Below are 9973 nucleotides of genomic sequence, written 5' to 3' on the forward strand. Positions count from 1 at the left end.
CTCGCCCCGGCTTGGGGCCGCCCCTGTCCGCAGGAACCGGGGAGGCACCGGCGGGTGCCGCCCCAGGGGACGACTCCCTTGCGCCGCCCGTCCTTGTGCCGGTCATCGTAGCCGCACCCCGCCCGTCGCCACACCCTGTCACCGTGATGTCACTGTGCACCTGGCGGAAACGCCGCGGGAGACCAGAAGGTTCCCCGGATTCCGCACTTCTACACGGCTTCCGGGCCTCCGAGTCGACAACGTCCCACGCCCTCCGAACGTTCCGGTCACCGGTCCGCCGTCACTCCCCGCTCATCCATTGCCCCATCACGCTCAGCAAGTGATCGGGGTCCACGGGCTTGGTCACGTAGTCGGAGGCGCCCGACTCGATCGCCTTCTCCCGGTCGCCCTTCATCGCCTTCGCGGTCAGCGCGATGATCGGCAGCCCGGCGAACTGCGGCATCCGCCGGATCGCCGTGGTCGTCGCATAACCGTCCATCTCGGGCATCATGATGTCCATCAGGACGACCGCCACATCGTCGTGCTGCTCCAGCACCTCGATGCCCTCACGGCCGTTCTCGGCGTACAGCACGGACAGGCCGTGCTGCTCCAGGACGCTGGTCAGGGCGAAGACGTTGCGGATGTCGTCGTCGACGATGAGCACCTTCTCGCCGCCGAACCGGATGTCACGGTGCCCCTGCGGGACGGTCTCCGGCTCCGCCGGGCCCGACGACGCCACCACCCACTGGTCCTGGAACGGCCGCCCGTGCCGCGCCGGCCTGTGGTCGGCGGTGGGCAGGGCCTTGCGGCGGCGCCGGAAGAGCGCGGCGGGGCCGTGCTGCGTCTCCTGGTACGACTTCACCTCCGCCGGCGTCTCGACGTGCGCGGCGGCCTGCCCGGACGGATCCGGCTCGGGGGCGGCGACCAGTTCGCCGGCGTCCAGCACGGAGCCGGGCTGCTGGTAGCCCTGCGGGGGCAGCTCCCCCGGGTACAGCGGCAGGTACAGGGTGAACGTCGAGCCGCGGCCCGGCTCGCTCTGGGCGTGGATCTCACCGCCGAGCAGTTGCGCGATCTCCCGCGAGATGGACAACCCGAGTCCGGTACCGCCGTACTTGCGGCTGGTGGTGCCGTCGGCCTGCTTGAACGCCTCGAAGATCACCCGCATCTTGCTGGCCGCGATGCCGATTCCGGTGTCGGTGACGGAGAAGGCGATCAGGCCCGCGTCCGGGTCGGCCAGCGAGCCGGCTTCCAGCAACTGCTCGCGGATCGGCTGCGGAACGTCGTCCCGGGCGGGACGGATGACCAGCTCCACCGATCCGGAGTCGGTGAACTTCACCGCGTTGGACAGCAGGTTGCGCAGTACCTGGAGCAGCCGCTGCTCGTCGGTGTGCAGGGTCGCGGGCAGCTCCGGCGACACCCGTACGGACAGGTCGAGGCCCTTCTCCGCGGTCAGCGGGCGGAAGGTGGCCTCCACGTAGTCGATGAGCTGGACGAGCGCGATGCGCGTCGGGGAGACGTCCATCTTGCCCGCCTCGACCTTCGACAGGTCCAGGATGTCGTTGATGAGCTGGAGCAGGTCGGAGCCGGCGCCGTGGATCGTCTCGGCGAACTCGACCTGCTTCGGGGAGAGGTTGCCCTCGGCGTTGTCGGCGAGCAGTTTGGCCAGAATCAGCAGGGAGTTGAGCGGCGTACGCAGCTCGTGCGACATGTTGGCCAGGAACTCGCTGCGGTAGCGCATGGAGACGGCGAGCTGTTCGGCGCGCTCCTCCAGGACCTGCCGGGCCTCCTCGATCTCGGAGTTCTTCGCCTCGATGTCGCGGTTCTGCTGGGCCAGCAGCTCGGCCTTCTCCTCCAGTTCGGCGTTGGACGCCTGAAGCGCCTTCTGCCGCTGCTCCAGCTCCTCCGACCTCAGCCGCAGTTGCTCGGTCAGCTCCTGGGACTGCTTCAGCAGCAGCTCGGTCTTGGTGTTGACGGAGATGGTGTTGACGCTGGTGGCGATCATCTCCGCGATCTGGTTCAGGAAGTCCTTCTGGATGTGGGTGAACGGCGTGAACGAGGCCAGCTCGATGACGCCGAGCACCGTCCCCTCGAACAGCACCGGCAGCACGATCACCTGCGCGGGGGGCGCCTCGCCGAGCCCGGAGGAGATCTTCAGATAGCCGCTGGGCGCGTTCTCGACCAGGATGGTCCGCTTCTCCTCCGCGGCGGTCCCGATCAGCGCCTCGCCCGGCCGGAACGACGTCGGCATCGAGCCCAGCGAGTAGCCGTAGGAACCCAGCATCCGCAGCTCGTAGGAGTCGTCGCCCTCGCTCCCGAGGTCCGTGTCGTCGACGAGCGGCATGGCGACGAAGAAGGCACCGTGCTGTGCCGAGACCACCGGCGTCAGCTCGCTCATGATCAGCGAGGCCACGTCCTGGAGGTCGCGGCGGCCCTGCATGAGCGCGGAGATCCGGGCGAGGTTGCCCTTGAGCCAGTCCTGCTCCTTGTTGGCGATCGTGGTGTCGCGCAGGTTGGCGATCATCTTGTTGATGTAGTCCTGGAGCTCCTGGATCTCGCCGGAGGCGTCCACGTCGATCTTCAGGTTCAGGTCGCCGCGGGTGACCGCGGTGGCCACGCGCGCGATGGCGCGCACCTGCCGGGTGAGGTTCCCGGCCATCTCGTTCACGGACTCGGTCAGGTCCCGCCAGGTGCCGTCGACGTCACGCACGCGTGCCTGGCCGCCGAGCTGGCCCTCGGTGCCCACCTCGCGGGCGACCCTCGTGACCTCCTCGGCGAAGCTGGACAGCTGGTCGACCATCGTGTTGATGGTCGTCTTCAGCTCCAGGATCTCCCCGCGCGCGTCGATGTCGATCTTCTTGGTCAGATCGCCCTTGGCGATGGCGGTGGTGACCATGGCGATGTTGCGCACCTGACCGGTCAGGTTGGACGCCATCTGGTTCACGGACTCGGTGAGGTCCTTCCAGGTGCCGGCCACCCCCGGGACGTACGCCTGGCCGCCGAGGATGCCGTCCGTGCCCACCTCGCGGGCCACCTTGGTGACCTGGTCGGCGAACGAACTCAGCGTCTTCACCATGGTGTTGAACGTGTCCGCGAGCTGCGCGACCTCACCGCGCGCCTCGATGGTCACCGTCCGCGTCAGATCGCCGTTGGCGACCGCGGCCGCGACCTGGGAGATGTTGCGCACCTGCATGGTCAGGTTGTTGGCCATCAGGTTGACGTTGTCGCTGAGGTCCTTCCAGATGCCCACGGCACCGGCCACGTGCGCCTGGCCGCCGAGGATGCCCTCCGTGCCCACCTCGCGCGCCACCCGCGTGACCTGCTCGGCGAAGGACGACAGCTGGTCGACCATCGTGTTGACGGTGGTGACGAGCTCCAGGATCTCGCCCTTGGCGTCGACGGTGATCTTCTTCGACAGGTCGCCCTTGGCGACGGCGGTCGTGACCTCGGCGATGTTGCGCACCTGGCTGGTCAGGTTGTTCGCCATGAAGTTCACGGACTGGGTGAGGTCCTTCCAGGTGCCGGAGACGCCCTGGACCTCGGCCTGACCGCCGAGGATGCCCTCCGTGCCCACCTCACGGGCAACCCGCGTGACCTCCTGGGCGAACGAGGAGAGCTGGTCCACCATCGTGTTCAGGGTGTTCTTCAGCTCCAGGATCTCCCCGCGCGCGTCCACGGTGATCTTCTGCGAGAGGTCACCGCGGGCCACGGCGGTGGCGACCTGGGCGATGTTGCGCACCTGGGCGGTGAGGTTGCCGGCCATGCCGTTCACGGAGTCCGTGAGGTCCCGCCACACACCGGCGACGCCGGGCACCTGCGCCTGACCGCCCAGACGCCCCTCCGTGCCCACCTCGCGGGCGACCCGGGTGACCTGGTCGGCGAAGGCGGAGAGCTGGTCCACCATCGTGTTGATGGTGTTCTTCAGCTCCAGGATCTCCCCGCGCGCGTCGACGTCGATCTTCTGCGACAGGTCGCCGCGCGCCACGGCCGTCGTCACCTGGGCGATCTGCCGCACCTGGGAGGTGAGGTTGCCGGCCATGAAGTTGACGGAGTCGGTGAGCTCCTTCCAGGTGCCGGACACACCGTCCACGCGGGCCTGACCGCCCAGGCGGCCCTCCGTTCCCACGTCGCGGGCCATCCGGGTCACCTGGTCGGCGAACGACGACAGCTGGTCCACCATCGTGTTCACGGTGTTCTTCAGCTGGAGCATCTCGCCGGAGACGTCCACGGTGACCTTCTGCGACAGATCACCGTTGGCCACGGCCGTCGTCACCTGTGCGATGTTCCTCACCTGTCCGGTGAGGTTGCGGAACGCCGTGTTGACGGAGTCGGTGAGGTCCTTCCAGGTTCCCGCCGCGCCCGCCACCTGCGCCTGACCGCCCAGCTCGCCCTCGACCCCGATCTCCCGCGCCACCCGCGTGACCTCGGCACCGAAGGACGACAGCTGGTCGACCATGCCGTTGACGGTGTTCTTCAGCTCCAGCATCTCGCCGGCCACGTCGACGGTGACCTTCTGCGACAGGTCACCGCTGGCCACGGCCGTCGTCACGGTGGCGATGTCCCTCACCTGTGTGGTGAGGTTCCGGAACACCGTGTTGACGGAGTCCGTCAGGTCCTTCCAGGTGCCGGCCACCCCCGGCACGTTCGCCTGCCCGCCCAGGCGGCCCTCGGCGCCGACCTCGTTGGCCACCCGTGTGACCTCGTCCGCGAAGATGCGCAGCGTCTCGGTCATCTGGTTGATCGTGTCGGCGAGCTGCGCGACCTCGCCACGCGCCGGAACGGTCACCTTCTGCGACAGGTCGCCGTTCGCCACGGCGGTGGTGACCTGGGCGATCCCGCGCACCTGCGCCGTCAGGTTGCCGGCCATCAGGTTCACCGAGTCGGTGAGTTCCTTCCAGGTGCCGTCGACCCCGGGCACATGCGCCTGACCACCGAGGATGCCGTCCGTGCCCACCTCACGGGCGACCCGCGTCACCTCGGAGGAGAACGCGGAGAGCTGGTCCACCATCGTGTTGACGGTGTTCTTCAGCTCCAGCATCTCGCCGGCGACGTGGACGGTCACCTTCCGTGACAGATCGCCCTTGGCCACCGCCGTGGTGACCAGCGCGATATCCCGCACCTGCGCCGTCAGCCGGGACGCCATGGTGTTGACGGAGTCCGTGAGGTCCTTCCACGATCCGGACAGACCACGCACCCTCGCCTGCCCGCCCAGCTTGCCCTCCGTACCCACCTCGCTGGCCACGCGCGTGACCTCGTCGGTGAACGTCGACAGCTGGTCGACGAGGTTGTTGACGGTCCGTCCGACCTTCAGGAACTCGCCGCGCAGCGGATGCCCGGCCCCCTCCGGCACCTGCGTGCGCAGCTCCATGCGCGGTGACAGGTCGCCCTCGGCGACCGCGGAGAGGACCCGGCCGACCTCGGAGACCGGTCGTACGAGATCGTCGACCAGCGCGTTGGAGTGGTCGATCGCGGTCGCCCAGGAGCCCTCGCAGGCACCCGTCTCCAGCCGCTCGGTGAGTTTTCCCTCACGTCCGACCATGCGCCGCACCCGCGACAACTCGCCCGTCAGATGCAGATTGCGGTCGGCCACCTCGTTGAAGACAGCCGCGATCTCCGACATCACGCCGTCCCCGGACACCGTGAGCCGCCTGCGGAAATTGCCGTCGCGCATGGACACCAGAGCGGCCAGCAGTCGGTTCAGGGAAGCCGTGTCCACCTCGGTGGTCCCGTTGCGCGTCGTGCGCCGGTTCTTCGGGGACTGTCCGCCTTTCGCGCGCGGCTTCGTGCCCCGCGTCGCTGCGCCAGACTCCACTGTGTCCCTCCCGCAGGGGTCGACCGTTACCGCCGTGCTGCGGTACGCCTGGTCGCGTACCGGTTACTGCTGCGTATTCCTGTCCGATGTAATCAGCCCACAGGGAGAGCTGCTGCCCTGGGTGCAGAGAACACACTCAGCCTGCCCGGACCTTCACCAGAAGCCTGCCCAGTGTTTCACCCCGGCCGAACCAGGCCATAACAGTTCGGCAGCTTCGCACACCCTCCGCACACCCTTGGGGCGGAAACACTGGCAACCGGCATCCGCGTGGACGGTGAAGGTAAGTAACCTTGCATGGGGCTGTCCAGCCGCACCGGTCCGTCCGGCCTGGACGGTGGCACGGGAACGAGCGGGCATCGGAGGGCGGCCGCAGACATGACCACCGGAGTGATCCCCGGGGGACAGCCCCCGGAGCCACAGCCGAACGGCCCGCAGCTGCCGGAACAGCGGCGCGAGTCCATCGGCCACCAGGGTCTGCACGTCGACAACCGGACAGGGAGTTCTGTGATCACCGCGCGCGCGGCCGCCAGTTTCGATCCCCTGGGGCGTTCGGTCGCGACCGCCCGGTCCTTCGTCCGCGACACCCTCCAGGGGTGGGGCTTCGGCGACATCGTCGACGACGCCGTGGTCCTCACCAGCGAACTGGTCACCAACGCCGTCGTCCACGCCGGAACCGCGGCTGACGTGCTGTGCCTGCGCAGCGACGACGGAGCACGCATCGAGGTGTCCGACCGCTACCCCGAACGCGAGCTCCCCGTGCAGAGCTCGGCGATCAACATGGGCAGCCCCGACCGCGAGGGCGGCCGCGGCCTGCAACTGTGCGCGGCCCTGGCCGGCCGCTGGGGCGTGGAGTACACGCCGACGCACAAGAAGGTCTGGTTCCAACTGGACCTGCCCGATCGCCCGGTCGGCACCCGCACCGCCGGCCCCTGCCTGCCCGCCGACCTGCTCCCGCTCGCCGACAGCCGGGTCCGCGTGGCCGTCGTCCAGATCGAACGCAGCGGCTCCATCAGCGCCTGGAACGAGGACGCAGAGGAGCTGTTCGGCTACGCCTCCAAGCAGGTCACCGGCAGGCCGCTCACCGACCTCGCCGCCTGGCCGCACACCCCCGGCACCAGCACCGGCATCGCCGAGGCGCTCCAACTCTCCCGCTGGGAGGGCAGCTACGGCATCCGCGGCGCCCACGGCCGCGTCATCCCCGTCTACGCCTCGCACCTCCGCGTCCGCGACACCGCCGGCGAGCCCTCCACGGTCTGCCTGCTCGTACGGGACCACGAACGGGCCGTGCTCCAGACCCCGTTGCGCCTCCCGGCGTCCGCCGACGCGGGCAGCGCCACCGAGGGCCCCAGCGCCGACCCCTTCGAGGTCTTCATCGGCTCTCCCGCCCCCGACGACCTCGACGGCCTGCTGCAACGCACGGTGGAACGCGCCCGCGACATGCTCGACGGCGACGCCGCCTTCCTCCTGCTGGCCACCGACGACGAAACGGAGTTGGAGGTCCGCGCCTCCACCGGCCTGCCCTCCGCGCGCCAGCGTTTCGCCCGCGTCCCCGTCGAGGCGGGCCCCGGCCGCTACGGCTCCGCCCGGATGCCGGCCGTCCACGACGACCTCACCGCCGTCCCGGGCGCCGTCCCCCTCCTCAACAGCACGGGCATGCGCTCGGTCGTCACGGTCCCGTTGAAGGTCGAGGGCCGCCTCACCGGCTCCCTCGGCGTCGCCGCGGAGGCACCCGGCCGGTACTCCAACGAGGAGGCGCTGCGCCTCCAGTTCGCCGCCGACCGCATCGCCCTGGCCGTCGAGTCGGCCCGCCTGGGCGAACTGGAGCGGCTGCGCCGCGGCTCCCTCAGCTTCCTCGTCGAGGCCTCCGATCTGCTGGCCGGCACCCTGGACCGCGACCAGACCCTCGCCCTGATGGCCCAGATGACGGTCCCGACCCTGGCCACCTGGTGCGCCGTCTACACGATCGCCGACCAGGCCTCCGACCCCTACCTGTCCTATGTCCTGCACGAGGACGAGGAACTGATCGACGGCATCAAGTCCCTGCTGTCCAAGATCGCGCCGCCGGACCCGGTTCCCACGCCCGGAGCACGCGTGTGGACCGCTCCCGGCGAGGCCGCCCACCAGGCGGCCCTGCGCAGCTCCATGCGCAGCCTCAGCCTGGGCGACTCGCACCACCACATCGGTACGATCATCGGACCGACCCTCGCCACGGCCTCCGCGGTCGGCGGCGAGACGGTCGTCCTGCCGCTGGTCGCCCGCAACCGCGTCATCGGCATGCTCACCCTCGGCAAGCCCGCCGACGAACACTTCCGCCAGGAGATCCTGGAACTGGCCGAGGACCTGAGCCGCCGCGCCGCCCTCGCCCTGGACAACGCCCGCCTGTACTCGGAGCGCACGGCCATCAGCCAGTCGCTTCAGCGCAGCCTCCTGCCGCCGGGGCTCCCGGACGTCGAGGGCGTGGAGGTCGAGGTCATCTACCGAGCGGCCGGTGAGGGCAACGAGGTCGGCGGTGACTTCTACGACCTCTTCCCCATCCGTGACGGCGCCTACGGCTTCGCCATCGGCGACGTCTGCGGTACGGGCCCGGAGGCGGCCGCGGTGACCGGCCTGGCCCGGCACGCGCTCAGGCTGCTGGCCCGTGAGGGCTTCGGCGGCCCGGCGGTGCTGGAGCGACTGAACTCCGCGATCCTCGACGAGGGCGCCCGCAGCCGCTTCCTCACGCTCCTGTACGGCGAGTTGTGGCCTCAGGAGGACGGCAGCGCCCGGCTGAAGGTGGTCTGTGCCGGCCATCCGCTGCCGCTGCGCCTGCGTCAGGACGGCACGGTGGAGCCGGCCGCCGACCCCCAGCCGCTGCTCGGCGTCATGGAGGACCTGGAGTTGTACGAGCAGACGATCACGCTGGACCCGGGCGACGTGCTGCTGTGCGTCACGGACGGCGTCACCGAGCGCCGTGAGGGCACCCGGATGCTGGGCGACGACGGTCTCGCCGACGTGCTCACCACCTGTACGGGCCTGACGGCCGGTGCGGTGGCGGCCCGCATCATGCGCGCGGTGGAGCGCTTCGCCTCGGACGCTCCGTCCGACGACATGGCGATCCTGGCGATGCGGGTGCCGGGTCTCCAGCAGTAGGGCGCCCCAGGGCATGGAAAAGGCCCTCACCCGATGGGTGAGGGCCTTTTCCGTTGGAGCCCCCAAACGGAATCGAACCGTTGACCTTCTCCTTACCATGGAGACGCTCTGCCGACTGAGCTATAGGGGCCTGTCGCCTTTTCGGGGTTCCCCCCGCGGCAACGGAATAGATCATACCCCGAACAGGGCGGTGCTCCCAACCATGATCGGTCCGCCGAGCGCGTTGCACACCGAGACGATCCGCTGCATCTCCCGCCGCGTCAACGAGGCGTCCACGGGCAGCGTGAGCGTCTCCTCGGCGGCCCGCTCGGTCTCCGGCAGGGACACGCACCGACGGAACTCCGGCAGCCGGTGAACGGGGGTCTTCACGGGCACCCGGCAGTCAACTCCCCTGGCGCGTATGGCGCGTGCGTAGGCGTCCCGGTCCGGCCGGCCGTTCCCCGGCACCCGCACCACGTACTGCTGATAGGTGTGCCCGTCACCACCGTCGGGCGTCCGCACGCCCCGCAACTTGGTGTCCAGATAGGCGGCACGCTCCCTGCGCCGCGCCATCTCGTCGTACGGCGCCTCGGACTCGCCCTGCTCCAGTACCAGCAGCCCGTGCAGCCGACCCATCTCGTGCAGCCGACCCATGTCGGCGGACCGGCCGAAGCGGTGTACGACGACCACGGCCACCGTGCGCGAGGTCAGGGCCTGTTCGACGGTGGAGGCGTCGAGGCAGTACGTCATCGGGTCTATGTCGGCGAACACCGGCAGCGCGCCCACCTGTGTCACGGCCTCGGCGACCTCCACGTTGCCGAACGCCGGCACGACGACCTCGTCACCGACTCCGACGCCGGCGGCCCTGAGCAGAGCAGCAATACCCATGAGGCGGATGCTGGTTGCGCAACATGAACTTCAAGTAACGGAAAACAAAAAAGGGTTGGACCCGGAACCGAAGTTCGGGGTCCAACCCTTTCACAATTTGTTCGGCGGCGTCCTACTCTCCCACAGGGTCCCCCCTGCAGTACCATCGGCGCTGTAAGGCTTAGCTTCCGGGTTCGGAATGTAACCGGG

3 protein-coding genes, 1 tRNA gene and 1 rRNA gene are annotated in these 9973 nt (G+C 69.4%); 1 reads left to right on the top strand and 4 read right to left on the bottom strand.

Translation table 11 applies throughout. From position 1 onward, the window contains the following. Window positions 1-280: 280 nt before the first annotated feature. Complete coding sequence (locus ACWEK3_RS31125) at window positions 281-5788, bottom strand: HAMP domain-containing protein (protein ID WP_450539995.1); 5508 nt, start codon at window positions 5786-5788, stop codon at window positions 281-283. Between the two features lie 375 nt (window positions 5789-6163). Between ACWEK3_RS31125 and ACWEK3_RS31130 the strand changes: the two genes are divergently transcribed. Further along, the gene (locus ACWEK3_RS31130; protein WP_453251117.1) at window positions 6164-8917 is read left to right on the top strand and encodes a SpoIIE family protein phosphatase; all 2754 of its coding nucleotides are present in this window, start codon (window positions 6164-6166) and stop codon (window positions 8915-8917) included. 54 nt (window positions 8918-8971) lie between these two features. On the opposite strand, the gene ACWEK3_RS31135 is transcribed toward ACWEK3_RS31130, so the two are convergent. The 3 genes from ACWEK3_RS31135 to rrf form a co-directional block, all read right to left on the bottom strand. Further along, window positions 8972-9047, bottom strand: a tRNA-Thr gene (locus ACWEK3_RS31135). Between the two features lie 41 nt (window positions 9048-9088). Further along, window positions 9089-9769, bottom strand: a complete 681-nt coding sequence (locus tag ACWEK3_RS31140; protein WP_450540001.1) for a DegT/DnrJ/EryC1/StrS family aminotransferase — start codon at window positions 9767-9769, stop codon at window positions 9089-9091. A 114-nt stretch (window positions 9770-9883) separates the two neighbouring features. After that, window positions 9884-9973, bottom strand: a 5S ribosomal RNA gene (gene rrf / locus ACWEK3_RS31145); the annotation flags it as partial.

It is taken from the genome of Streptomyces sp. NPDC004721, from assembly GCF_053601495.1.